Source organism: Saccharopolyspora mangrovi, from assembly GCF_035320975.1.
Lineage (GTDB): Bacteria > Actinomycetota > Actinomycetes > Mycobacteriales > Pseudonocardiaceae > Saccharopolyspora > Saccharopolyspora mangrovi.
In genome coordinates this window covers 151,368-174,868 of the sequence record NZ_JAWLNX010000011.1, presented here as the reverse complement: position 1 = coordinate 174,868, position 23,501 = coordinate 151,368, and the positions used below count along the sequence as shown (strand labels likewise).

The 23,501-nt window shown below is 70.3% G+C and carries 21 protein-coding genes and 1 pseudogene; 15 read left to right on the top strand and 7 right to left on the bottom strand.

Annotation, left to right across the window (positions count from 1 at the left end; translation table 11 throughout):
- Positions 1-98: 98 nt before the first annotated feature.
- From R4I43_RS17680 to R4I43_RS17660, 5 genes are all read left to right on the top strand, one after another.
- Positions 99-2,372: a sensor histidine kinase gene (locus R4I43_RS17680; protein ID WP_324266730.1), complete on the top strand. Its 2,274-nt coding sequence runs from the start codon at positions 99-101 to the stop codon at positions 2,370-2,372.
- A gap of 5 nt (positions 2,373-2,377) precedes the next feature.
- Entirely contained in the window at positions 2,378-2,800 is a 423-nt protein-coding gene (locus R4I43_RS17675) for a roadblock/LC7 domain-containing protein (protein ID WP_324266729.1), read from the top strand.
- 3 nt (positions 2,801-2,803) lie between these two features.
- Positions 2,804-3,178, top strand: coding sequence for a DUF742 domain-containing protein (locus tag R4I43_RS17670; protein ID WP_324266728.1), 375 nt, complete (start codon positions 2,804-2,806; stop codon positions 3,176-3,178).
- Positions 3,162-3,773: a GTP-binding protein gene (locus R4I43_RS17665; RefSeq protein WP_324266727.1), complete on the top strand. Its 612-nt coding sequence runs from the start codon at positions 3,162-3,164 to the stop codon at positions 3,771-3,773. Before R4I43_RS17670 ends, R4I43_RS17665 begins: the two co-directional genes overlap by 17 nt.
- A 132-nt stretch (positions 3,774-3,905) precedes the next feature.
- A complete protein-coding gene (locus tag R4I43_RS17660) occupies positions 3,906-4,451 on the top strand; it encodes an RNA-guided endonuclease TnpB family protein (protein WP_324266768.1) in 546 nt (181 codons plus the stop codon).
- Here the strand turns inward: R4I43_RS17660 and R4I43_RS17655 are convergent.
- Complete coding sequence (locus R4I43_RS17655; protein ID WP_324266726.1) at positions 4,405-5,856, bottom strand: flavin-containing monooxygenase; 1,452 nt, start codon at positions 5,854-5,856, stop codon at positions 4,405-4,407. The two genes, R4I43_RS17660 and R4I43_RS17655, sit on opposite strands and share 47 nt — an antisense overlap.
- Before the next feature lie 57 nt (positions 5,857-5,913).
- On the opposite strand from R4I43_RS17655, the gene R4I43_RS17650 reads away from it, so the two are divergent.
- The 4 genes from R4I43_RS17650 (at position 5,914) to R4I43_RS17635 (ending at position 10,318) form a co-directional block, all read left to right on the top strand.
- Complete coding sequence (locus R4I43_RS17650) at positions 5,914-7,113, top strand: tryptophan dimethylallyltransferase family protein (protein WP_324266767.1); 1,200 nt, start codon at positions 5,914-5,916, stop codon at positions 7,111-7,113.
- Between the two features lie 75 nt (positions 7,114-7,188).
- Entirely contained in the window at positions 7,189-8,481 is a 1,293-nt protein-coding gene (locus R4I43_RS17645; RefSeq protein WP_324266725.1) for an aspartate aminotransferase family protein, read from the top strand.
- Between the two features lie 293 nt (positions 8,482-8,774).
- Complete coding sequence (locus R4I43_RS17640) at positions 8,775-9,572, top strand: hypothetical protein (RefSeq protein WP_324266724.1); 798 nt, start codon at positions 8,775-8,777, stop codon at positions 9,570-9,572.
- Positions 9,458-10,318 carry a linalool dehydratase/isomerase domain-containing protein gene (locus R4I43_RS17635; RefSeq protein WP_324266723.1) on the top strand — a complete coding sequence of 287 codons (861 nt, stop codon included), beginning with the start codon at positions 9,458-9,460 and terminating at the stop codon, positions 10,316-10,318. Before R4I43_RS17640 ends, R4I43_RS17635 begins: the two co-directional genes overlap by 115 nt.
- Before the next feature lie 15 nt (positions 10,319-10,333).
- Here R4I43_RS17635 and arfA read toward each other — a convergent pair whose 3' ends face one another.
- From arfA to R4I43_RS17615, 4 genes are read right to left on the bottom strand one after another with little or no spacing between them, the layout of a single operon-like run.
- Positions 10,334-11,848, bottom strand: a complete 1,515-nt coding sequence (gene arfA, locus R4I43_RS17630) for an arabinosylfuranosidase ArfA (RefSeq protein WP_324266722.1) — start codon at positions 11,846-11,848, stop codon at positions 10,334-10,336.
- A gap of 14 nt (positions 11,849-11,862) precedes the next feature.
- Complete coding sequence (locus tag R4I43_RS17625) at positions 11,863-12,693, bottom strand: carbohydrate ABC transporter permease (protein WP_324266721.1); 831 nt, start codon at positions 12,691-12,693, stop codon at positions 11,863-11,865.
- Complete coding sequence (locus R4I43_RS17620) at positions 12,686-13,567, bottom strand: carbohydrate ABC transporter permease (protein ID WP_324266720.1); 882 nt, start codon at positions 13,565-13,567, stop codon at positions 12,686-12,688. Before R4I43_RS17620 ends, R4I43_RS17625 begins: the two co-directional genes overlap by 8 nt.
- 11 nt (positions 13,568-13,578) lie before the next feature.
- Positions 13,579-14,859, bottom strand: a complete 1,281-nt coding sequence (locus R4I43_RS17615) for an extracellular solute-binding protein (protein WP_324266719.1) — start codon at positions 14,857-14,859, stop codon at positions 13,579-13,581.
- A gap of 205 nt (positions 14,860-15,064) precedes the next feature.
- On the opposite strand from R4I43_RS17615, the gene R4I43_RS17610 reads away from it, so the two are divergent.
- On the top strand, positions 15,065-16,078 hold the full coding sequence (locus tag R4I43_RS17610; RefSeq protein ID WP_324266718.1) for a CobW family GTP-binding protein: 1,014 nt from the start codon (positions 15,065-15,067) through the stop codon (positions 16,076-16,078).
- 93 nt (positions 16,079-16,171) lie between these two features.
- Complete coding sequence (pip, locus tag R4I43_RS17605) at positions 16,172-17,140, top strand: prolyl aminopeptidase (RefSeq protein WP_324266717.1); 969 nt, start codon at positions 16,172-16,174, stop codon at positions 17,138-17,140.
- Here pip and R4I43_RS17600 read toward each other — a convergent pair.
- Complete coding sequence (locus R4I43_RS17600) at positions 17,137-17,661, bottom strand: methyltransferase family protein (RefSeq protein ID WP_324266716.1); 525 nt, start codon at positions 17,659-17,661, stop codon at positions 17,137-17,139. The genes pip and R4I43_RS17600 overlap by 4 nt on opposite strands.
- A 315-nt stretch (positions 17,662-17,976) precedes the next feature.
- Here R4I43_RS17600 and R4I43_RS17595 point away from each other — a divergent pair, with 315 nt between their 5' ends.
- Positions 17,977-18,393: an STAS domain-containing protein gene (locus R4I43_RS17595; RefSeq protein ID WP_324266715.1), complete on the top strand. Its 417-nt coding sequence runs from the start codon at positions 17,977-17,979 to the stop codon at positions 18,391-18,393.
- Between the two features lie 87 nt (positions 18,394-18,480).
- On the top strand, positions 18,481-19,683 hold the full coding sequence (locus R4I43_RS17590; RefSeq protein WP_324266714.1) for a hypothetical protein: 1,203 nt from the start codon (positions 18,481-18,483) through the stop codon (positions 19,681-19,683).
- Positions 19,684-19,727: 44 nt separating this feature from the next.
- Here R4I43_RS17590 and R4I43_RS17585 read toward each other — a convergent pair.
- Positions 19,728-20,427 (bottom strand): annotated as a pseudogene (locus R4I43_RS17585) (NAD-dependent epimerase/dehydratase family protein).
- Between the two features lie 342 nt (positions 20,428-20,769).
- Between R4I43_RS17585 and R4I43_RS17580 the strand changes: the two are divergent.
- Both R4I43_RS17580 and R4I43_RS17575 read left to right on the top strand, forming a co-directional pair.
- The gene (locus R4I43_RS17580; RefSeq protein WP_324266713.1) at positions 20,770-22,263 is read left to right on the top strand and encodes a sodium:solute symporter family protein; all 1,494 of its coding nucleotides are present in this window, start codon (positions 20,770-20,772) and stop codon (positions 22,261-22,263) included.
- The gene (locus R4I43_RS17575; RefSeq protein ID WP_324266712.1) at positions 22,260-23,381 is read left to right on the top strand and encodes a hypothetical protein; all 1,122 of its coding nucleotides are present in this window, start codon (positions 22,260-22,262) and stop codon (positions 23,379-23,381) included. Before R4I43_RS17580 ends, R4I43_RS17575 begins: the two co-directional genes overlap by 4 nt.
- Positions 23,382-23,501 lie beyond the last annotated feature (120 nt).

Here is a 23,501-nt window from a genome sequence, read left to right as displayed (position 1 = left end):
TGGACTGCCGGCGGAGCTCGTGCTCCGCATCGATTCGCGCGAAGGCTGCCGGGGGCCGGGGCCTGTCTCATCTGAGGACAACCGAAGGAGCGGTCGACGTGCGGTTGGGCAGGAGCAGAACGCGCGAGCCGGACAGGACGAGCCTCCGGCGCAGGATCCGGAACATCCTGATCACCATCGTCGCGCTGTTCTTCGTGGTGGTGCTCGTCGGTTTCGCGCCCTCGTTCGTCGACGGCCTCATCGTCCGCTACGTCGCCGTGACCGTGCAGGACACCTCGATCCCCGCCGTGCGCACCTTCACCGCGGTGCAGGCCGAACGCCAGCAGGTCGCCCGCGCTTTCGACGGTGAATCCCGTCCCGACGCCCTCGCCCAGCGCTACGCCGCCACCGACCGCGCCGTCGGCGAACTCTCCGGCAGGCTCGGTGATCTGGCGTCCAACCCGGCCGTCCCGGCCGACATGAAGGGCAAGATCGAGCGGGTGCGCGCGCTGATCGGCGAGCTTCCCCACTTCCGCCCGGCGATGCCGGTCAACCCGGCGCACAAGCTCGAGACGATCCACCACTACAACGAGATCCTCGAAGCCGGTGCCGACCTGTTCGACGGTCAGGCCCGCTCCGTCGAGGACGCCGAGGCCGGGCAGGCGGGCATCACCGCCACCGAGATCTTCCGCGCCGGCGACCAGATGGCGCAGACCACGATGCTGGGCACCCGAGGCGTGGAAGCCCGGATGCTGCCCGAGGAGCAGGTCGACTTCGCCGTTCTGGTCGGCTCCTACCACGACGAGCTCGAAGAGCAGGCCCCCAACTCCTCGCCGCAGGTCACGCAGCGCTACGAGGAGCTCACCCGCTCGCCCGCCTGGCAGCGGCTGCAGACCATCGAGCAGCAGCTGATCACCCGGGGCCAGGCCCCGGGCGTGACGACCCAGCAGTGGAACCAGATCAGCGACCAGGTCGGTGGCGAGCTCACCGACCTGGCCGTCGAGCAGGCCCGCTACGGCGCGGACCTCGGGCTCACCAACGGCACCAACGCGCTGCTGCGCACCGCGCTGTTCGCCGGCCTGGTGCTGCTGGCCACCGCCGGTGCCGCGGTGCTGATGTGGTGGTTCGCCGGACGCCACCTGGTCGCCCTGGTGCCGCAGCGACTGGTCGAACTGCGCGACGCCGTCCGCAAGATCGCCGACGAGGACGTCCCCGAGCTCTTCCGCAAGGTCGAGCGCGGCGAAGAGGTCGACGTCTCCGCACCGCTGCGCTCGCTGGACTTCGGCAAGGACGAGATCGGCGAGGTGGCCGACGCCTTCGCGGGCGCCTACCAGGTCGCCGTGCAGGAGCGCATCAAGCAGAAGCAGACCAGCAACGCGTTCACCCGCGTCGTGGTCGGCATGGCCGCGCGAGTCCAGCAGATCGTGCAGAACGCCATGCAGATCGTCGACACCGAGGAGCGCGAAGCCGGCGAGGCCGCGCCCCGCTACCGGGCGCTGCTGGTGCTCGACAGCCTCCTGCTGCGCGCCCGCCGGCTCGCCGAGAACCTGCGGCTGCTGTCGGGCAACCGGCTCGCGCGCTACCACCGGGGCCCGACGGCGATGGAGATCATCCTCGAATCCGCGCGAGCCGAGATCGAGCACTACGGCCGCATCCACACCCGCCACCCGGGTGCGGTGGCCGTCGACGGCCAGGCCGCGCCGTACCTGATCCGCGTGCTCGCGGAGCTGATGGACAACGCCGCCAACTACAGCTCCCCGCAGGGCAAGGCCCGGGTGTGGACCGAGGAGCGCAGCGGCGCGCTCGTGGTCGTCATCGAGGACCGGGGTCTGGGCATGCAGCCCGAGAAGCTGGGCGAGGCCAACACGATCCTCAGCACCGACACCGATTTCGCGCTCGGCGGCGTCCAGCGGCACATGCAGCTGGGCCTGCCGGTGGTCGCGCGGATCACGCAGCAGTGGAACATCCAGGTCGTGCTGTCGGCCGGCGAGTCCGGCGGGATCCGCGCCGAGGTGACCATCCCCGCCGACCTGCTCCGCGAGCCGGATATCGAGAGGTCGTCCCCGGTGGGCACTTCCGGTGCGCGCGCCGCGCTCGGCAGCGCCACGGCGCTGCTGGCCGACCCGGTCGAAACCCGCGCCGAAACCCGTCCGGAGCCGTCGGCGCCGCGCGCCGAGCCGGTCGAGGACGAACCGCTGGAGACCTCGCCGGTGGGACTCCCGGTGCGACGCCGGGGCGCTTCGGCCGTCGGCCGGGCCCTCGACGAGGAGAAGAAGGCCAAGGAGACCGGTTCCGCGGGCGAGGACCCCGGAACGCGGCGCAGCGCGGGCGGCGGAGCGATGGGTTTCGTCTCCGGCAGGCAGAACCACGGTAGCGACCGAGGTGAGGGGTGAACACAGTGAGCGAGAGCCGAGGCGACTTGAGCTGGGTGCTGACCGACTTCGCGCAGCGCGTCGCGGACGTGGACTGCGTCGTGTTGTGGTCGTCGGACGGGTTTCCCAGGGCCGCGTCCGAAGGCGTGTCGAAGGAGCAGGCCGAAGATCTCGCCGCGATGTCGGCGTCGGCGTTCAGCTCGTCGAAGCGGGTCAGCGTGATCGGCGGTGGTGGGGACCTGACCAAGACCGTCATCGAGGGCGCGAACCGGTTCGTGATCCTGGCCCTGGCCGCCGAGCGCACCGGGATCACGGTGGTCGTCGACACCGCCGCCGACCCGCTGATCGTCAACGTCGAACTCGACCGGCTGCTGGCCCAGGTCGGCGAGCACCTGGTGACCGAGGGCCGCGGAGGCTCCGCCGATTCGCTGACGGGGACGAGGCCGTAACCGATGTCCGACCAGCAGAACGTCCACGCGGAGGACCCCGGTGCGGGCGTCCGGCCCTTCGTCGTCGCAGGTGCCCCGGAGAAGTCCGACCTGGACCTGGACCTGGCGACGCAGGTCGTCGCCAGGCCCGACGGCCACGGTCATCGCGACCTGTCGATGGCCGACAGCGCCGCGCTGGAGCTGGCGAAGAACCCGGTGGCCATAGCCGAGGTCGCCGGCAGCCTCGGGACCCCGGTCCTGACGGCGCGCGCCCTGGTGGGTGCGTTGCTGCGGCGGGGGGTTCTCACGCTCGACGGCGAAAGCACCCCGGAAGAAACCGTTTCCGATGCAACACTGGAATACCTACAGGGGGTTCTGGACAGTGTTAAACAGCTTTGAGCGGCCGCCGGTCAAGCTCGTCATCGCCGGCGGATACGGGTGCGGCAAGACGACCCTGATCAAGAGCGTGGCCGACCCGGACCGGTACGTGCGGCTCACCGACGAGCCCATCACCGACGCCAGCGCCGCCGTGGACGCCCTCACCGGTGTTCCGGAGAAGACGACGACCACGGTCAGCATCGACTTCGGCCGGATCAACCTGAGCAACGGGACCCCGCTGTTCCTGTTCGGCATGCCCGGCCAGTCGCGGTTCTGGTCGGTGTGGGACGACCACACCCACGGCGCGTTCGGCGCCGTGGTGGTGGCCGACACCCGTCGCCTCGACGACTGCTTCTCCAGCCTGGACTTCTACGAGGACCGCCGGATCCCGTACGTGGTCGCGGTCAACGAGTTCGACGGCACCCAACGCTACGAGCCCGCCGACATCGCCAACGCCCTGCAGATCGACACCGCCAAGGTCCCGGTGGTGAACTTCGACGCCCGGCGCCGAGCCGACGTCAAGGACGTCCTCGCCCGCCTGCTCGAGCACGTCATCGGAACCGCGGCCGCAGAAGCAGCGGCTTCCGCGCGTGGGCGGAGCAAATCGGGTGTGTGAGTACCGCCCAGCGCCACCTTTGAGTCGTTCGTGTCCATCCGGGTGGAAACTGCGGTCGATCACCACGGGCCCGCACGTCGAGCAGTAGGTGTGGACGCCGGGATCACATCGCTGCTCACCTAGGTCGCCCGTATCCATGCAAGGATCGCTGACCGACGCAAAGATCATCTGCACAAGGTCACCACTCGGCTCGTCCGCGAGAACCAAGCGGTCGTGATCGAGGACTTGTCGGTGACCAACATGAGCAAGAACCGCAAGCTCGCCCGAGTGATCAGCGATGCATCGTGGTCTGAGATGCGGTCGATGCTGGAGTACAAGTGCGCCTGGTATGGCCGGGAACTGATCGTGATCGACCGTTGGTTCCCTTCGTCGAAGAAGTGCTCTGACTGTGGCAGAGTCACCGCGAGACTGCCGCTGAACGTACGTGAATGGGCGTGTGATGGTTGCGAGGTCCGGCATGACCGCGACGTCAACGCAGCGAAGAACATCCTGGCCGCCGGGCTGGCGGCGTCGGCCTGTGGAGCTGGTGTAAGCCCTCAACCGGATACTTCCCGGGCGGGGCGACCTGCTGCGAAGCAGGAATCTTCCGTCGTGAGGCGGAAGAGGATTCCCGCCGAAGAGCGTGAATTGGTCAAGAAGCAGATGGCCAGTCAGCAGAAGGTCGGTGCAGGTCAGTGACCGCGTAGCTGGGATGACGGGAGGAGGCCGCCGGGACCGACGATCGGGCCAGGCTCCGGCGGTGCTCCTGCTTGAGCGAGCGCACGTAGGTCGGGACGTCGACGTTGAGCGCGTCCTCGGGCCGCTCGGTGCCGTAGCGCCGGGCGATCCGGTCGAGGTGGCCGCTGACCTCGGCGGCCATCTCGTGCTGCCCGGGCAGCCGGGACTCGCCGCTGACGAGGTCGCCGATCCACTCCGCCTGCAGCTCGGCGAGCCGCGTCAGCGCGCCCACCGGGCGCAGGAATCCCGCGAAGTACAGCCCCCGGTGGCCCACCGGCACGATCCGCTGGAACAGCGAGAGCCGCCCGTCGGCGTCGAAGGCGACGTCGTCGGGCACCGGCAGCGACATGTCGTAGCCGGTGCAGAGGATGATCGCGTCGGCGTCCTCGGTGCTGCCGTCACCGAACGTCACGCCGTCGCGGGTGAGTTCCCGGATGCTGGGCCGGACGGTGATCTCCCCGTGCGAGAGGCGGCTGAGCAGCTCGTCGGAGATGGTGATCGGCGCTTCCATCACGCGGTGATCGGGTTCGGGCAGGCCGTAGTCGCCGATGCGCCCGCGCGAGAGGTACAGCAGCACCTCGATGAGCCTGCGCTGCAGCTTGAACGGCAGGAACGACCACCAGCGGCTCGCCGCGATCTCGTCGATCGGCAGTCCCATCAGGGTTTTCGGCACCACGTGCGCACCCCGGCGGATCGACAGCACCGTCTTGGCCGCCACCCGGGAGAGCTCGACGGCGATGTCGCAGGCGGAGTTGCCGAACCCGACGACGGTGACCTTCTTCCCGCGGAACGGCTCCGGATCGGTGTAATCAGCGGAATGCAGTTGCCTGCCGTGGAATTCGTCTGAACCGGTGATCTTCGGGTCCGGAAGGCGTGGCGCGGAGTGATACCCCGAGGCCAGCACCACGTCCCGGAAGTGCCGCGTTCGCACCGCTCCTCGCGCGTCGGCGGTGGTGACGGACCAGCCGCCGGGGGCGGCTTCCACCTGGCGGACGTCGGTGCCGAACTCGATGTGCCCGGTGAGGTCGTGCTCGTCGGCGAACCGGCGCAGGTAGGAGGCGACCTGGTCGTGGCGCGGGTAGCGCGGGAAGTCCTCGGGCACCGGGAATCCGGTGAACCCGGTGACCTTGCTGGAGGTGTTGAGGTGCAGGGATCCGTAGGCCGGGTGCGGGCTGTCCGCAGCGGCGGGGTCGAAGTTCCAGACACCACCGACGGCGTCGTCGCGTTCGAACCCGATGAAGTCGATTCCGCGGCGCCGGAGTGAACGCATCACCGCGAGTCCGGAAATTCCGGCGCCGATCACGCACACATCACGGGTAGCTGCCTGCTGAGATGGTTCTTCTCCGCGATCGTCCACAGTGCCCATCGGACCCTCTCCACGTGCAGACCATTCCCAATTCGGAGTTCGGATGAGATCGTGTTGATGTTGCTGACAGGCGCCATGCCGCGATCAAGAGTAACCGCGATGCGGAAGGTCGGGGTAGTGCCTAGTTCACGAGAGGTTTCGCCATCACCTCGTCGGTGGGGAGTCTTCCCCGCTCACGGCGTCTCATTCACACAGTTCCTGACCAGCCAGTACCGAACTGCTGCCGCACATCTGGGGTTCTCGAACTCCGATGTGGAGACCCTCATCACAGAACTCAGTGTGGCGTTGGGCTCATGGGGTGATCACCCGATCGGCTCTTGCCCGGAGGTTCCCTCTTTTGTTTCAGCGGACGGTTTTCCGGCGGAGATGTCCATCAGTTGGAAAGCGCGCCGTCCGGAACTCCGGATACTCTTCGAATCGCTCGGCGACCAGGCCACACCTGCCGGATGTCAGCGCGCCGGACGGGATTTCACCGAGCGGCTCGCCGATCGAGAGGGCGTGGACCTGCGTCGATACCGCCTCGTGGAAGACCTCTTCGTCAGCGATCGACCACGGCTGAACCGTCCCACGATCTGGCATTCGCTGGCGTGGTGCCCAGGTGAATCCACGCGGTACAAGGCCTATTTCAATCCGCAATCGGAAAGCTCGGATCCGGCTGCCGTGCTGGAGCGGACGACGGAGGCGATGGAACGACTCGGACTCGGTCGTTCTTGGTCCTCGGTGCGAATGTGGATGCCGGAGATGATCGACCGAGGAAATGAGATCGAATTCGCCGCCCTCGATTTGATGAATTCGGAGAGAGCGCGCGTGAAGATCTATTTCCGGATCACCGGTCGAGCACTCGAAGACCTCGACGCCGTCGCGTCCTTGGCGTCCGGTCACGATTCCCACCGGGCCGCCCGCGCGTGGCGGTCGCTCTATCACGGGCAGGACAAGTCCGAAGGGGAGGAGCCGATGGTGTGCCTGGCCTTCCGGTCCGGTTCCCCGCAACCGGAGGAGGCGAACCTGTACCTGCGATTACCGGGCAACGCCGGGTCCGATGAGGACGCGGCCCAGCGCATCGCCGTCCTCATGCGACAGGAAGGTCTCGACCCGCAGCCCCACCTCGAGATGATCTCCGCCCTGGCACCCCAGCACCCGGCGACCATGACGGGCCTGCAGGACCTGCTGGCCTACCGCACCACGGCCCCGGGCGCGCCGGCCGACCTCGGCACGTACTTCCGCTTCTCCGTCTACGACCAGCCCGTCGAAGTCTGACGACCGCCCGGCGGGGTGGTGGCGGTCCGCAGCCGGAACTGCCACCACCCCCGGTACCTCCCGTAGTTTCGGGGCATGGACGACCTCGCCACACGTGACCTGATCCGCTACTCCGGGCGCGGCGCCTTCAGCCCCGGTGTCATCGAGCGCGCCGAGGGCGCCTCGGTGTTCACCGAGGACGGGCGCGAGCTGCTGGACTTCACCTCAGGGCAGATGAGCGCGATCCTCGGGCACTCCCACCCCGAGATCGTCGCCACGGTCCAGCAGCAGGCGGCCCGGCTCGACCACCTCTACAGCGGGATGCTCAGCCGACCGGTCATCGACCTCGCGAGGCGGCTGGCCGAGACGCTGCCGGAGCCGCTGGACAAGGCCCTGTTCCTGACCACCGGCGCGGAGTCGAACGAGGCCGCGCTGCGGATGGCCAAGCTCGTGACCGGCAAGCACGAGATCGTCTCGTTCGCCCGGTCCTGGCACGGCATGACCCAGGCCGCCGCCAACGCCACCTACCGCGCCGGCCGCGTCGGCTACGGCCCGGCGGCACCCGGCAACTTCGCGCTGCCGGTCCCGGACGCCTTCCACCCGGACATCGTCGACAGCAGCGGTGAGCTGGACTGGCGCCGCCAGTTGGACCTGGGATTCGACCTGATCGACGCGCAGTCCGTCGGCAGCCTCGCGGCCTGCATCGTCGAGCCGATCCTGAGCTCGGGCGGTGTCATCGACCTGCCGCCCGGCTACCTGGCCGCGCTGCGCGAGAAGTGCCACGAGCGCGGCATGCTGCTCATCCTCGACGAGGCCCAGACGGGCCTGTGCCGCACCGGCGACTGGTACGCCTTCGAGCGCGACGGCGTCGTCCCGGACATCCTGACCCTGTCCAAGACCCTCGGTGCCGGACTGCCGCTGGCAGCGGTGCTGACCAGCGCCGAGATCGAGCAGCAGGCCCACGACCGGGGCTTCCTGTTCTTCACCACCCACGTCAACGACCCGCTCCCGGCCGCCGTCGGCAACACGGTCCTCGACGTGCTCACCCGCGACCGGCTCGACGTGCGCGCCCGCGAACTGGGCGAGCGGCTGACCGGCGGTCTCCGCGAGCTGGCCGGTCGGCACCCGGTGATCGGCGACGTCCGCGGCCGGGGACTGCTGGTGGGACTGGAGCTCACCGCCGGACCGGACGGGGGAGACGTCGACAAACTGGGCGCGGCCGTCACCCGCCGCTGCACCGAGCTGGGGCTGCACATGAACATCGTCCAGCTCCCGGGAATGGGCGGCACCTTCCGCATCGCACCGCCGCTCACGGCCACCGAGGCCGAAATCGATCGGGGACTCGGCATTCTCGACGAGGCCCTCACCGACGTGGGCCGGCAGCAGTAGGAGATCGAATTCCGCTCGGAGGTGGGCCCGCCGACGTCAATTCGGCGGGCCCGCCTTGTCGGTCCCGTACTCGTCGAGCCTGGGCGGGCGCGCGATGACCGCGGGAGGCGTCTGGGGATTGTCTTCACGCTCACGGCGGTGCCGCATCCAGCGCCACCACACCACCGTGAGTGAGGGGACCGCGATGGCCGCGCAAATGGGGCACATGCGACCGAGTAGGCCGCATGTGGGGCATCGGGTCAATTCCGCTCTTCGAACCAGTCGCTGGGCTACTCCTGGGGGAGGACGACGCGATGGGGCGCGATTCTTCGAGCGCGACTCTGCCACGACCGCCGGGCCTGCGCGGCCCGCTGACGACCTGCCGGCTGCAGCGCGTGAGCCTCCTCGGCTCGTCCCTGGTGCTGCTGGGGCTGTTGCCGAGCGCGCTGGGCGGTCCGGACTGGTTGCGGGCGGCCGGGCTGGTCCCCGGGTTCGGCGTCGTCTTCGCCACGCCCGCACCGAGCTGGTCGGGGGAGCTGGTGCCGTGGCTGCTGCTGCACCTGCTCGTCCTGCTCGCCGTGGTGGCCGGGCTGCTCACGGGTGTCCAGCGCGCCTTGTCGAAGGGCGACTACCTCGCGCTCCCGGCGGTGATCATCACCTCGATGCTGGTGGCTGCGGTGCTGGCGGCCGTGCACGACGGGCACGGCCATCGACCGCAGGAGTGGGTGCCGTGGGCCCAGCTGGTCGCGGTCCTCGGCGTTCCGGCCGCGCTGCTGCTCCGCGAACGGCGGCGGGGCGAGTCCGCCCGGAAGCTCGGCGACTCCCGCAGAACTACCTGGACACCGCGCCGTGCGAGGAGTGGCGGCCGAGCAGGGACGAGCCGGCCGACCAGGCCGACCGAGCGCGGCTGGCGCGCTGGGCGGAAGCGCTGGCCCTGCAACCCGCGCACGAGTGGAACGGCTTCGGCCCGTTCGGCGACGAGTACCTGCTGCCGGCCATGCGGTACCGGATCTGGGCGGTCTTTCTGCTGCTGGCGACCCTGCGGCACACCCACACTCCCGCCTACTGCGGCTACCGCGACGACGCGCTGCGCGCCCTGGTCCAGCGGATGACCGACCGGCCCGTCTGGAGCTACTGGCGGCGGGAGAACCGGTGGGGCATGCTCCGCAACAGCCCCGATCCCATCGGCGGCCCGGCGAACGTCATGTACTCCGGTTACCTGCTGCTGATGCTCTCGGCCTACCGGCAGGCCACCGGCGACGACAGCTTCGACGAGCCCGGCGCGCTGCGGTTCCGCTGGGACGACGGCACCGAGTTCGCCTACAGCCACACCGACATCGCCGAGCACGTCAGCGCCAACTTCCAGCGCTCCCCGCTCGTGCTGTGGCCGTGCGAACCGGGTTTGGTGTTCCCGTTCTGCAACTCCGTGGCCCTGGCTGGTTTGCGCATGTACGACACCGCAGCCGGGACCCGGCACGCCGAGGCCGTCGCGCCGCGCTTCCTGCACCGGCTGCGCACCGAGTTCACCGCGCCGGACGGCGACATCTGCACGTTGCAGGCCACCAGGCTGGGGATCACGGCCCGCTCAGCGAGGGGATCACGAACACGGCGCAGATCGCGGCGCTGCTCTCGCCGCTCGACCCGGACTTCGCTCGGCGCACCTGGCAGCTGCTGCTGGCCGAAGAGCTCCTCCCCGGCCGGTACGTCCGCACCGATCGGGCAGGCAGTCCGGCACCGACCGACGCGGACTGGGGTGGCGGCTCCAACCGCGCGAACGCCCTGGCCTGGAGCATGTTCCTGGCCCGCGCCCGACCTCGAACCCCACCACCACCTCCGGCTCACCCCCGACTCGCGCTGACCCCTCGCGGCCAGGTCAGCCGCGCAGTCGCAGGACGTTCCAGGACAGCGGGGGCAGGGTGGCGGTGAGCGTCCCGCCGTCGATCGCGGCGCCGTCGAGGGCGCGGGGCCGGACCCGGTCGGGTTCGGCGAGGGTGTTGCGGGCGTGCCGGTCGGCGTCGGTGAGCACCCGGTGCTCCAGGACGCGCGCGCTGCCGGCGGCGCGGACGTCGGCGACCAGCTCCAGCGGCAGGTCGGTGCTCCGGTTCACCGCGAACACCGTGACGGTGCCCTCGTCCTCCTGAACCGCGGTGGCGTGCAGCAGGTCGACCTCGCCGTACTGGGCGGTGTCGTGCCTGGTCGAGCGCGGCTCGACGCGCAGCACGCGGCCGCGCCCGTGCCGGGCGGCATCGGCGAAGGGGTAGAAGGTGGTCTGCCGCCACGCCGGGCCGCCGGGCTCGGTCATGATCGGCGCGATCACGTTGACCAGCTGCGCGAGGCACGCGGCGGTCACCCGGTCGCAGTGGCGCAGCAGCGTCACCAGCAGGCTGCCCACCACCACGGCGTCGGTGAGCGTGTAGTTGTCCTCCAGCAGCCGGGGCGCCACCTCCCAGTCCGGCTCGGTGGCGGGATCGCGCAGCCCCCGGTACCAGACGTTCCACTCGTCGAACGACAGCGCCAGCCGCTTCCGGCTGCGCAGCTTGGCGCGCACGTGGTCGCAGGTCGCCACGACGGAGTTGATGAAGTGCTCCATGTCCTGGGCCGAGGCGAGGAAGCTGTCGACGTCGCCGCCGGATTCCTCGTAGTAGGCGTGGCAGGAGATGTGGTCGACGTGCTCGTAGGTGTGCTCCAGGACGGTGTTCTCCCACGCGGCGAACGTGGGCATCGCCGAGTTCGAGCTGCCGCAGGCCACCAGCTGCACCCCGGGATCGACCATGCGCATCACCCGCGCGGTCTCGGCGGCCACCCGCCCGTACTCCTCGGCGGTCTTGTGGCCCATCTGCCACGGCCCGTCGAGCTCGTTGCCCAGGCACCAGAAACCGATCCCGTGGGGTTGCTCGTGCCCGTGCGAGCGCCGCAGGTCCGACCACGCGGTGCCGCCGGGGTGGTTGCAGTACTCCAGCAGCTCGCGCGCCTCCTGCGGGCCGCGCGTGCCCAGGTTCAGCGCCATCATCGGTTCCACCTCGGAGACCTCGGTGAAGCGCATGAACTCGTTGAGCCCGAACTCGTTGGTCTCCACCGAACGCCACGCCGGGTCCAGCCGCCTCGGACGTTGCTCGACCGGGCCGACGCCGTCCTCCCAGCGGTACCCGGAGACGAAGTTGCCGCCCGGGTAGCGCACCAGCGTCACGCCCAGTTCCCGCACCAGGTCCAGCACGTCCTGCCGCAGGCCGTCCTCCCGGGCCGCGGGATGCCCCGGCTCGTGGATGCCGGTGTGCACGCAGCGGCCCAGGTGCTCGACGAACGAGCCGAACAGCCGCGGGTTGACCTCGCCGACCTCGAAGGCCGGGTCGATCGTCAGGTCCGCCCGCGCGGTCTCGCCGTGGGTCATCTCCCAGTTCCTCCCTATCGCCCGGCCAGACCGGTGTGCGCGACGCCGCGCACGATCTGGCGCTGGAACAGCACGAACAGCAGCAGCAGCGGCAGTCCGGCGATGACCACGGTGGCCATCACCTCGGCGTAGCGGACGCCGTAACTGCCCTGGACCGTGGCCAGCCCGACCGGCAGCGTCATCGCGCTCGGGTCCGCGGTGACGATGAACGGCCACAGGAAGTTGTTCCACGTCGTGATGAAGGTGAAGATCGCGACGGCCGCCAGCACCGGGCGCGACAGCGGCATGACGATGCGCCAGTAGATCCGCCACCGGCTCGCGCCGTCGACGATCGCGGCCTCTTCGAGCTCGCGGGGCACGCCGTCGAAGAACACCTTGAGGATGAACACCATCGCGGGCAGCACGACCTGCGGCAGGATCACGCCCCACGGCGTGTCCACCAGGCCCAGGAACACCATCTCCTGGAACAGCGGCACGATCAGCACCTCGGTCGGCACCAGCACGCCCGCGACGACGAACCCGAACAGCGCCTTGCGGCCGCGGAAGTCCGTGCGGGAGAAGCCGTAGGCGGCCATGCTCGACAGCAGCACCACCAGCACCGTCACCGCGCCCGCGGTGAAAACGCTGTTGAACAGCCAGATCCAGATGTCGTCGGTGGCCAGCACGCTGCGGTAGGCCTCGACGGTGAACTCGCTGGGCAGCCAGCGCAGCGGCACCTCGGTGGTCTCCGACTCGGGCTTGAGCGAGGTCAGCAGCGTCCACCCGAATGGCAACGACCACAACGCGGCCAGCGCGATGGTGGCGACGGCCAGAACCGCTGTGCCCCAGCGGAATCGGTCAGCCATGGGTGCCTCCCGCGGCCCGGCGGCGTTGGATGCTGAAGTGCGTGAGGGTGACCAGCAGGATCGCTGCGAAGAACACGTAGGACACCGCCGAGGCGTATCCCGTGCGGTAGTTGGTGAACCCGGATTCGTAGACGTACTGCAGGATCGGCCGCGTGCTGTGCTGCGGCCCGCCGTTGGTGATCAGGTAGAACTGGTCGAAGACCTTCAGCGAGGCCACCACCTGCAGCACCGCGACCAGGCCGGTCGTCGGGCGCAGCATCGGCAGCGTGATGTGCCAGAGCTGCCGCGAGCCGCCCGCGCCGTCCAGCGACGACGCCTCGTAGAGGTCGTCGGGGATCGCCTGCAGCGCGGCGAGGTACAGCAGGAAGTTGAAGCCGACGGTCCACCACACGGTGGCCACGACCACGCCGAGCATCGCCGCGACGGGGTGCGAGAGCCAGCCCATCGGACCGATGCCCAGCCAGGACAACAACGAGTCGGCGAGCCCGAACTCCGGCTGGTAGATCCACACGAAGATCAGCGCGACCGCCGAGGACGGCAGCACGTAGGGCGCGAAGAACGCCAGCCGCCACAACCACCGAGCCGGGGCCAGGTGGTGGGTCAGCAACGCCATCACCAGTCCGACCAGGATCAGCGGGGGAGCGCTGGCGGCGGTGAACCCGACGGTGACGCCGAAGGACCGCCACATCGCCGGATCGGTCAGGGCCTCGGCGAAGTTCGCCAGCCCCACGAAATCGGTGCTCTTGCCGGTCAGGCCGGCGTCGGTGAGGCTCGTGGCCAGCCCCATCCCCAGCGGGAGCACCAGGAACAGCAGGTAGGCGGCCAGGAACGGCGTCACGAACGCGAAACCCGAGCCTGCGCTGCGCGTGCTCATGCGGCCTCCGATCATGCCGTGGGGTTCGGGGTGGCGAGCAGGTCTTCGACGACGTCCCGGATCTGCGCGACGGCGCGGTCGACGCCCAGCCGGCCGTCCATCGCCGGCCCGAGCACCGAGTTCATCTCGGTCCACAACCGGGAACCGGAGCCGGCGAACCACACGTCGGGATCGAGCTGCACGTCGTCGATGACCGAGCGGTACTCCGACTGCGGATGCATGCGGGCGTAGGCGTCGCTGTTGGTCACCGGCAGGTACGCCGGGATGTGGCCGCCCTCGGCCCATCTCGTGCTGTCCCGCAGCAAGGTGGCGATGAGGTCGTAGACCAGCAGGTGGTCCCGCTCGTCCCGGTCCCGGTGCGGCAGGACGAAGGCGTGCGAGTCGGCCTCGGCCAGCGGCGGTCCGAAGATGCCGGGGAAGCGGGTCATCCCGAAGTCCATCTCAGCGGTGAGGAACGTCTGCACCTCCCACTCGCCGTACCAGAAGAACCCGGCGCGACCGCTGCTGAACAGCGCGATCGCCCCGTCGCCGTCCATCCCGGTCGCGGCCAGCCCTTCGGCGTGCAGCCCCTGCACGAACCCGAGCACGTCGGCGACCTTGCGTTCGTCCAGCGCGGAGCGGGCGCCGTCCGGGGTGAACAGGTCGCCACCGGCCTGCCGGTAGAGGCTCCAGAACAGCCGCCACGGGCCCACCCCGTCACCGGTGGTCTCCAGCAGCAGACCGGCGTTCCCGGTCGCGCGCCGGACCGCGCGCAGCGCCTCGCGCACGCCGTCCTGGCCGGTCGGGGTGCGCAGCTGGTCCTGCTCGTCGAGCAGCCCGGCGGCGCGGCAGACGTCGGTGTTGTAGTACTGGACGAACGGGTGCGTGTCGAGCGGGATCGCGAAGAGCTTGCCGCCGCGCACCGACTTCCGCCACAGGCCCGGCGGGAAGTGCTCGGGCCCGATCCCGGCCTGGCGCAGCAGGTCCGGACGCATCTCGTCGATCAGCCCGCCGGGCGCGAACGCGGGCAGCCGCCCAAGGTGCAGGATCGCGACGTCGGGCGCGCGCTCAGCGGCCCCGGCCATCGCGAGCTTGGTGTAGTAGCGGTCGCCCCATTCCAGCGTGACGTCCTCGAGCTCGACTCCGGGGTGCGTGGCGCGGTAGGCGTCGAGCATCGCCTTCATCGTCTCGCCGTCGCCGCCGCTGAAGAGGTTCCAGTACCGCAGCGCGTCCCCGCTGCCCGTGAACCCGCAGCCGCTCGACAGACCCGCGCATCCCAGGGCCGCCGCGCCGAGGAAGGTTCTCCGGCTCACCCCGCCACCTGCCACGTCGTACCTCCGAGACTTCGTTGTCCGGCACGATTGTTCGGTATTTCGGACAGTGTCCGACTGGAGCTGCGCAACAAGCTAGAGGGCGGATCGTGATCTGGTCAATAAGCCGGTCAGGCGCCTTCGTCGCGCGCGGGTGGTGACGTGCGAGGATGGCGACCGGTGAGCGAGTTCTGAACTTGGGGGAGCGGTGACGGCGCGGATTCCGGTGGTCGTGCTGGCGGGCTACTTGGGCTCGGGCAAGACGACCCTGCTCAACCACCTGCTGAGCAACAACGACGGGCGTCGGATCGGCGTGCTGGTCAACGACTTCGGCAGCATCAACATCGACGCGATGAACGTCGCCGGCCAGGTCGACGTCGCCATGTCGCTGGAGAACGGCTGCCTGTGCTGCGCGGTGGACTCCGACGGCGTGGACCGGATGCTGGAGCGGCTGGCCCACCCGGGCGCGCCGCTGGACGCCATCGTGATCGAGGCCAGCGGCATCGCCGAACCCCGGCAGCTGGTGCGGCTGGTGCTGTCCTCGCAGAACCCCAACATCGAGTTCGGCGGCCTGGTGGAGGTCGTCGACGCCGCCGAGTTCGACGACACCCGCGCCCGGCACCCCGAGCTCGACGACCACGTGCGGCTGGCCGACCTGGTCGTGGTCAACAAGGTCGACCGCGTCGGCGAGGCGGACCGGGAGGGGGTGATCACCTCGGTCCGGGAGATCGCCGACGGTGCCGTGCTGGCCGTCGAGCGGGGCCGCATCTCACCGGGGATCCTGTTCGAGGCCCCCGAGGTGCGCGAGTCCGCCGGCGCCAGGCAGCTCTCCTTCGCGGATCTGGAGGAGCACGACGACGATCACGACCAGCACATGCACGCCGCCTACGAGTCGGTGGAGTTCACCGCCGAGGAGCCGCTGAACCCCTCGGCGTTCCTGCGCTTCCTCAACGAGCGCAGCCGGGGCGTCTACCGCATCAAGGGCCCCATCGACTTCGGCCCCTCCGGTGACGAGAAGCGCTTCATGCTCCACGCGGTCGGCGTCTACGCCGCCTTCGAGAAGACCCGCTGGAAGGGTGAGCGCGCCACCAACCTCGTGCTCATCGGCACGGACCTCGACGGCGAAGCCCTCACCGCCCGCCTCAAGTCCTGCGTCGACCCGGACCCCAACACCATCGACCAGATGGGGATGCTCAACCTGGCCCGCCACCTCGACACCTGAGGCCGCACCGCCCTGCCGTTCGGACTTCTCCAGCGCCACCGCCGGTCTCGTGCCGATGGCATGCTGGGTGGGCTCGGCTGAGAGGGGACCAGGGTGTATCCGGTGATCGAGCCGCACGAGTCGGGGATGTTGGCGGTCGGCGACGGGCACCTCGTGCACTGGGAGGTGTGCGGCAACCCCGCGGGCAAACCGGCGCTGGTGCTGCACGGTGGCCCGGGGGCGGGGTGCACACCGGGGATGCGCCGGTACTTCGATCCGCAGGCGTACCGGATCGTGCTGTTCGACCAGCGCATGTGCGGGCGCAGCACACCGCACGCCGCCGAGCCGGGAGCCGACCTGTCGGCCAACACCACCGAACACCTGATCGTCGACGTGGAGCGGCTTCGCGAGCACCTGGGTGTCGACCGGTGGTTGGTGCAAGGAGGCTCCTGGGGTTGCGTGCTGGCGCTGGCGTACGCGCAGCGCTACCCGGAACGCGTGTCGGAGATGGTGCTGTGCGGGCTCGCCACCGGCCGACGTGCCGAGACCGACCTGCTCACCCGGGGTTTGGGTGCCCTCTTCCCGGAACCGTGGGCCCGGTTCCGGGCGGGCGTGCCGGAGCGCGACCGCGACGGGGACCTCGCCGACGCCTACCACCGGCTGCTGATGCATCCCGCTCCCGCCGTGCACTCGAAAGCGGCACGCGACTGGTGCGCGTGGGAGGACGCGCTCGTCCCCGACTCGCCACCGAACCCGGCGTTCGCGGACCCCCGCTTCGCGCTCGGATTCGCCCGCATCGTCACGCACTTCTGGCGGCACGGGTCCTGGCTCGCCGATGACGAGATCATCGGCTCGGCCGGGGCGCTCGCCGGCATCCCGGCGACGCTGTGCCAAGGCGCGCTCGACCTGGGCAACCTCCTGGGCACGCCTTGGCAGCTCGCCGCGGCCTGGCCCGGCAACGAGCTGCGGCTGGTCGACGCCGGGCATCGCGCGGCCGGCGGTCTGGCCGAGGCCGTCGTCGACGCCACGGACGCGTTCCGCGACCGGCTGCAGCCGCGCCGTCCGAGCGGTGCCGCGGGCTAGTCCTGGTGCCAGGGGCGCAGTCGTGGTAGCCAGCGGGGGACGTTGCGGCAGTAGCGGTCGTACTCCTCGCCGAAGCGCTCCCGGAGCACGGGTTCTTCGCGCAGCGGTACGTAGGCGGCGGGGAGGGCGGCGGCGACCGAGGACCAGACGTACAGGCGGGACTGCCCCAGCAGCAGCGCCTGGCCGATGATCATCAACTGCATGGCCCCGTACATCGGGTTGCGCACGTGCCGGTAGACACCGGTCACGACCAGCTTCGACGGTGGTGCCCCAGGCACGGGCGTGCCCATGCCTGCGATGACGAAGTGGGCGAAGGAGCGGGTCAGCGCCGCGCCACCCACGAGGATCATCGCGGTGCCCAGCAACTGGGCGGGCACGCCTCCGGGCACCGGCCGGCGCGCTCGCCAGCGCGTGAGCAGCCAGGGGACCAGGCCGGTCACGCTGCCGGGGCCGACCACCAGGAACGCGGCGCTGCCCCACGCGGCACGGCGCCGCGCATCGATCAGCTCTTCGGGGTACACGAAACGGGACCGTACCGCTGTCGTCGTCGACGAGCCCGCGTTCGCGCGCGGTGCTCCACGTCGAAGATCCACGCGCGCACCGGGATCCGGCTGCGGCGAGCGATCAACTTCGTTGCACCGTGCGGACTTTCGCGACTTTCTGTACGCTCGCGTTCACCGTCGGTTGAGCACACAGCCGGTGCCGTTCCGCTGCGGGGGCGTGGCCCAGTGGGCCATCGGACGCACCAGCCTCCCGCTGGTGCTCGCGGAACGAATTCCTGTCTCCAGTTCGGGCGCCGGTGCGCGCGCTCGGCCAGGTATCGAGGGGGTCTGCTCGTGGTGAACGCCGACCTGACCGGCACGGCGAGTTCCATCCCGCCCCCGCGCCGGGCCACCCCGGCGGCGGGTTCGGCGTCCGGGACGTTACGGGTGCGGGCGGTCCGACCCGGTGATGGCGTGGTGGTCGTCCAGGTCCTGGGCGAGCTGGACCTGGCGGCGCGGCACCTGCTGGCCGAGCCCGTCCGGCAGCGGCTGGCCGGCACGGCCGCGATGGTGGTGCTCGACCTCTCGCAGATCAACTTCATCAACTCCGACGGGGTGTGCGCGCTGCTGGAGCTGAGCCGGCTCGCCGAGGCCCGGCACAAGGAGCTGGTGCTCGTGCCCTCACCCTCCGTCGACCGCCTGCTGCGGCTGCTCGGGCTCGCCGGCCGCTTCAACCAGGCGGCCAGCCCGGAGTCGCCGGCGCGGCGCTGACACCCCGCGCCGGCGTGTTCCCCCCGGGTGATCCACTCCCGAGGGACACAATGGATCATGCGGGGTGTGGTTGCCGAGAGGAGGAGCATGGTCGACCAGGACCAGGCCGACGCTTCCGGCGAAGCCGGTGACCCGGGCGGGCAGGAGCACGACGAGGCCTCCGAGGACCAGCGGGAGACCGAGCAGCTCGCCGAACGAGGCGAACCGGAGTCGGGCACTCCGGACCGCCGCCTCGGGCTCGTCGCCGACCCCGACATGCCCGAGCAGGTCACCCGGCGCCTCGCCGACGAGCTCCCCGAACTGCTCAGCGATGAGCAGCACTCGTGGGCCGTCGAGGTCGACGTCGACCCGGTGACGGCAGGCAGGCACAACACCCGCGACATCCTCGGGTCCACCCGCGAGCGCATGGACCAGCACGACTGGGACTACGCGATCTGCCTGACCGATCTGCCGGTGCGCGCGGACGGGCTGCCTGTGGTCGCCGAGAGCGACCTCGACCGCAACGTGGCAGTCGTGTCCCTGCCCGCCCTGGGCGGCACCCAGGTCTACCGGCGGTCCAGGCAGGTCATGCTGCAGATCGTCGACGAGCTCACCGGCCGCGGCGGAGGCGGTGAGAACCGCTACGGGCTCGACAGCAAGCTCGCCCGGCTCCTGGCGCCGGTGCACCGCCAGGAGCACGACGGCGAGCACGAGGCCGACGTCCGCTACACCACGACCCGCAGGCGCGGCCGGTTGCGGCTGCTCTCCGGCATGGTGCGGTCGAACCAGCCCGCGCAGCTGGTCTTCGGTCTGCGCAGCGCGCTGGCCGCCGCGGTGGCCACCAGCGCCTTCGGCCTGTCGTCGAGCACGATCTGGCAGATCGGTGATCAGCTCGGCGTGTACCGGCAGGTCATCGCCGGGTTCGTCTCGGTCGTGCTGCTGGTGTTCTGGCTGATCACCGCGCACGGGCTGTGGGAGAAGCGGCGCAGCGAAAGCGAGCAGGACCGCGAGCAGGTGCTGCTCTACAACACCTCGACCGTGGCGACGCTGACCATCGGTGTCGGCGTGATGTACCTGGGCCTGTTCGTGATCAACCTGGCGGTGGCGCTGTTCATCGTGCCGCCGAACCTGCTGGCCAGCACCCTCGGGCACGCCGCCGACTTCACCCGCTACCTGACCCTGGCCTGGGGCTTCACCACGATGGGCGTGATCGCGGGCGCGCTGGGCTCCAGCCTGGAATCCGACCAAGCGGTCCGCCAGGCCGCCTACGGCTACCGAGAAGAACAACGCCGCAGCGAACAGCAGCACTAGTGGTCGAGGCCGCCCTGCTCAGCCGTGCGGAACGGCTCCGACGGCTAGTTCGGTTCTCCCAGCGGAGCTGAGGTGAACGGACCGCCGAGGAGTTCGTGGCTGGTGTTCGGGGCGACCCCGGGGGCGAAGACCTCCGCGTCGTCCTGGGACGCGTAGCCGAGCGCCTCGGCCTCGGTCAGCGGGACCCAGCGCCGGGTGTTGTCCGAGACTCCCCAGACGACCCGGTAACCCGGCGACGGGTGGGACAGGCAGGCCTCGAAGAGCCGAGCGCCGTCGTCGGGGAGAGCCACAGGCCGAGTCCGCGCTCGTCGTGGACCTCCTCGAAGCACGCACCGATGCGGATGCAGATCACGTCCATCCCGAACCGGGAGTGGTAGAGGCTGCCCAGCGCCTCCACCGCCGCTTTGCTCACCCCGTAGTAGGTGTCCGGGCGCGGCGGCGAGTCCGCGGCCAGCGTCGCGGTTTCCGAGACCGGCCGGAACCCGGCGGCGTGGTTGCTGGACGCGAGGACGACCCGGGGCACTCCGGCCTGCCCGGCGGCTTCCAGGACGGTCCGCGTGCCGTCGATGTTGACCGAAAGTATTTCGGCCCAGCTGTTCTCGCGGCTGTGGCCGCCGAGGTGGATCACCGCGTCGACGTCCTGGCAGGGCACGCGACATGGGGCTTCGCCTCACCGGCGGGTGCGGGTCGCGCGATGTCGAGCAGCCGGAGCGTCCGGCCCTCCCGGCGCAGCCGCGGCCGCATCAGCTTGCCGACGACACCGGCGGCGCCGGTGATCAGGATGCGTTCCGACAAGGTGTTTTCCTTTCGAGGTCAAGGAATTCCGGGTGCCGGACGCTGATCGAACGTTGGTTGACACGTGATCGACGCCATACTAGCGTCCAGCTCCGGAACTTTACGAAACAAATTGTTCAAGACCGCGCGGAATTCCCGTGTGGTCCGTTCGGCCCAAATCGGGAAGCGCTTTCCCCGCCCGCGGGCCGGGCGAGGCACCACATCCGGCGCACGCGACCGGGTCAACGACGATCCCGCAGCGAGCTCGACAGCCGCGGAGTTCCAAGTCATCGGATGTGAAGGGGTGGGCCGGTGCACGCGCTGGACTGGGGCATGGTCATCGGGTACTTCGGGCTGATGGTCGGCATCGGCTGGTGGTCGCACCGAAGGGTCAAGACCGACAAGGACTTCTTCATCGCCGGTGGCCGGATGCCCTGGTGGCTGGCCGGGATCTCGCACCACATGTCCGGTTACAGCGCGGTGCTGTTCGTCGCCTACGCCGGAGTCGCCTACAGCCAGGGCGTCACCGTCTACTTCTGGGGCTTCGCCTCCATCGGAGTCGGTGTGGCGATCGGGGCGTGGCTGTTCGCCGCGCGCTGGAACCAGTTGCGCGCCAAGTTCGGCGTGGCCTCGCCGCTGGAGTTCCTGGCCCGGCGCTTCAACATCCCCACCCAGCAGGCCCTGGCCTGGAGCGGGGCCTCGCTGAAGGTCTTCGACGTGGCCTCCAAGTGGTTCGCGGTGTCGATCCTGCTGGAGTCCTTCGCCGGCGTGCCGATCCTGGTGGGAATCCTGGTGACCGGCGGTGTCACGCTGCTGTACTGCACGGCGGGCGGGCTGTGGGCCGACGCGCTCACCGACTTCGGGCAGTTCGTGATCCAAGGCCTGGCCGGGATCGTGATGATCTGGGCGGTGCTGTCCTCGTTCGGCGGCATCTCGGGTCTGTGGACGATGTGGGACCGGCTGCCCGCAGGGCACCTCTCGCCGGTCACCGAGGACTACACGACCGTCTTCCTCCTGGTGTACGTGCTGGTCAAAACCCTGGAGTACAACGGAGGCATGTGGAACCTGGCGCAGCGCTACATGGCCTCGCCGGACAACCACGCCGCCCGCCGGGGCGCGCTGCTGTCCTCCGCGCTGTACCTGATCTGGCCGCTGGTGCTGATGTTCCCGATGTTCGCCGCGCCGCTGTTCGTGCCGGGCCTGGAAGACCCCACGACCTCCTACGCGGCCATGACCGAGAAGCTGCTGCCCGCGGGCATGGTGGGCCTGGTCCTGGCGGGCATGTTCTCGCACACGATGGCGATGGTCGCCTCCGACGCCAACGCCATCTCGGCGGTCATCACCCGCGACATGCTGCCGGTGCTGTGGCGCAAGGCCCGCGAGTTCGGCGAGACCCAGCGGCTGCGCGCGGGCCGTATCGCGACCTTCAGCTTCATCGCGCTGAGCATGCTGGTCGCCACCCAGGCCGACAGCCTCGGCGGGGTGCTGTCGATCGTGGTGTCGTGGGTGGCGGCGCTGATGGGGCCGATCTCGGTGCCGTTGCTGCTGGGCATGCTGCCGTGGTTCCGCCGCTGCGGGTCCCGGGCGGCGCTGGTGTCGTGGGCGGGCGGCCTGATCACCTACGCCGTCCTGTACTACGGCGTGGACGCCAGCCAGACCGCGACGGTCGCGACGCCGATCCTGGTGTCGCTGGCCCTGTTCATCGGTCTCGGTGCGGTCGCCTCCGAGCGGACCGACGAGATCGACGAGATGCTCGACGTGCTCGACCGGGCCGCGAAGGAGAAGGCCCCGGCGGTCGCGCGATGAGCGCGCACGTCACCGGCTACGCCTACCCCTGGGACGTCCGGCCCGGTTTCGCCGACCGGGTCGCGGCGTCCGGCGTGGACGAGGTGGCCGTGGCGGTCGCCTACCACAGCGCCAGGGCGGCGACCCCGTTCGACGAGAACCGCAGCGCGGTCGTGGCCCGCCACGCCGCGCTCTACCGGCCGGTGGGCACCGGCTGGGGCAGGCTGCACCCGGCCGAGCCGGATTGGGTCGGCCCGGACAGCGCGGGCGCGGCCGTCGCCGAGCTGGCCCGCAGCGGTGTGCCGGCGGCGGCGTGGCTGGTGCTGACGCACAACTCGTTGCTGGGCGGGCGTTTTCCGGACCTCGCGGTGCGCAACTGCTTCGGCGAGGTCTACCCGTGGGCGCTGTGCCCGTCGCACTCCGAGGTGCGCGACTACGCGGCTCGGCTCACCGAAGCGGCGCTGGCGGGGCTCGACGTGCGTTCGGTGGTGCTGGAGGCGTGCGGCCAGCTCGGCGCCGTGCACCAGCACCAGCACGAGAAGACCGACGCCGTCTGGGCCCCGGCGGTGGCCCGCCTGCTGTCGGTGTGCTGCTGCCGGGAGTGCGCGCGCAGCTGGGCCGGTGTCGACCCGGACCGGGTGCGCGAGGCCTTGCGCGCCGAGGTCCGGCGGATCATCGCCACCGGCGAGCTGACCGCCACCACCGACGAACTGCCCGATGATCTGCGGGAGAACCTGCTCGCGGGCCGCCGCGAGGCCACCGACCGCTTGCGTCGCGCGGTGCTCGGGGCCGTGGGGACCGGCCGCCGGGTGCTGCTGCACGGCAGCGCCGACGCGTGGGCGACGGGTGCGCTGCCGGGGCTGCCCCCGGACGTCCCGGCCGAGGTCGACGGGGTCGTCGTGCCGTGCTGGAACCCCACCGGCCCGGACGAGGTCGCCGCGGCGAGGTCCGCCGGGGTCGGCAACGTGGGCGCCTACGTGACCGCTGTCGGCCCGCAGGCCGGCGATCTCGCCGGCTACGCGCGCCGGTTGCGCGAGGCGGGGGCGAGCGAGCTGCACCTGTACCACCTCGGCCTGGCCGGGCCCGCGCGGCTGCCGCTGTTGCGCGATGCCGCCGACGAGGCTCATCGCGAGGCCTGAGCGAGTCGGGTTGGTCCGTTTCTGGGGTGATGAGGAGTGCGCTCCGGGTCAATTCCGGACAGTGATGATCTGCGGCCTCCATTCGAGTGATCTCGATGGCTTCTCGAATTGACGGGCACG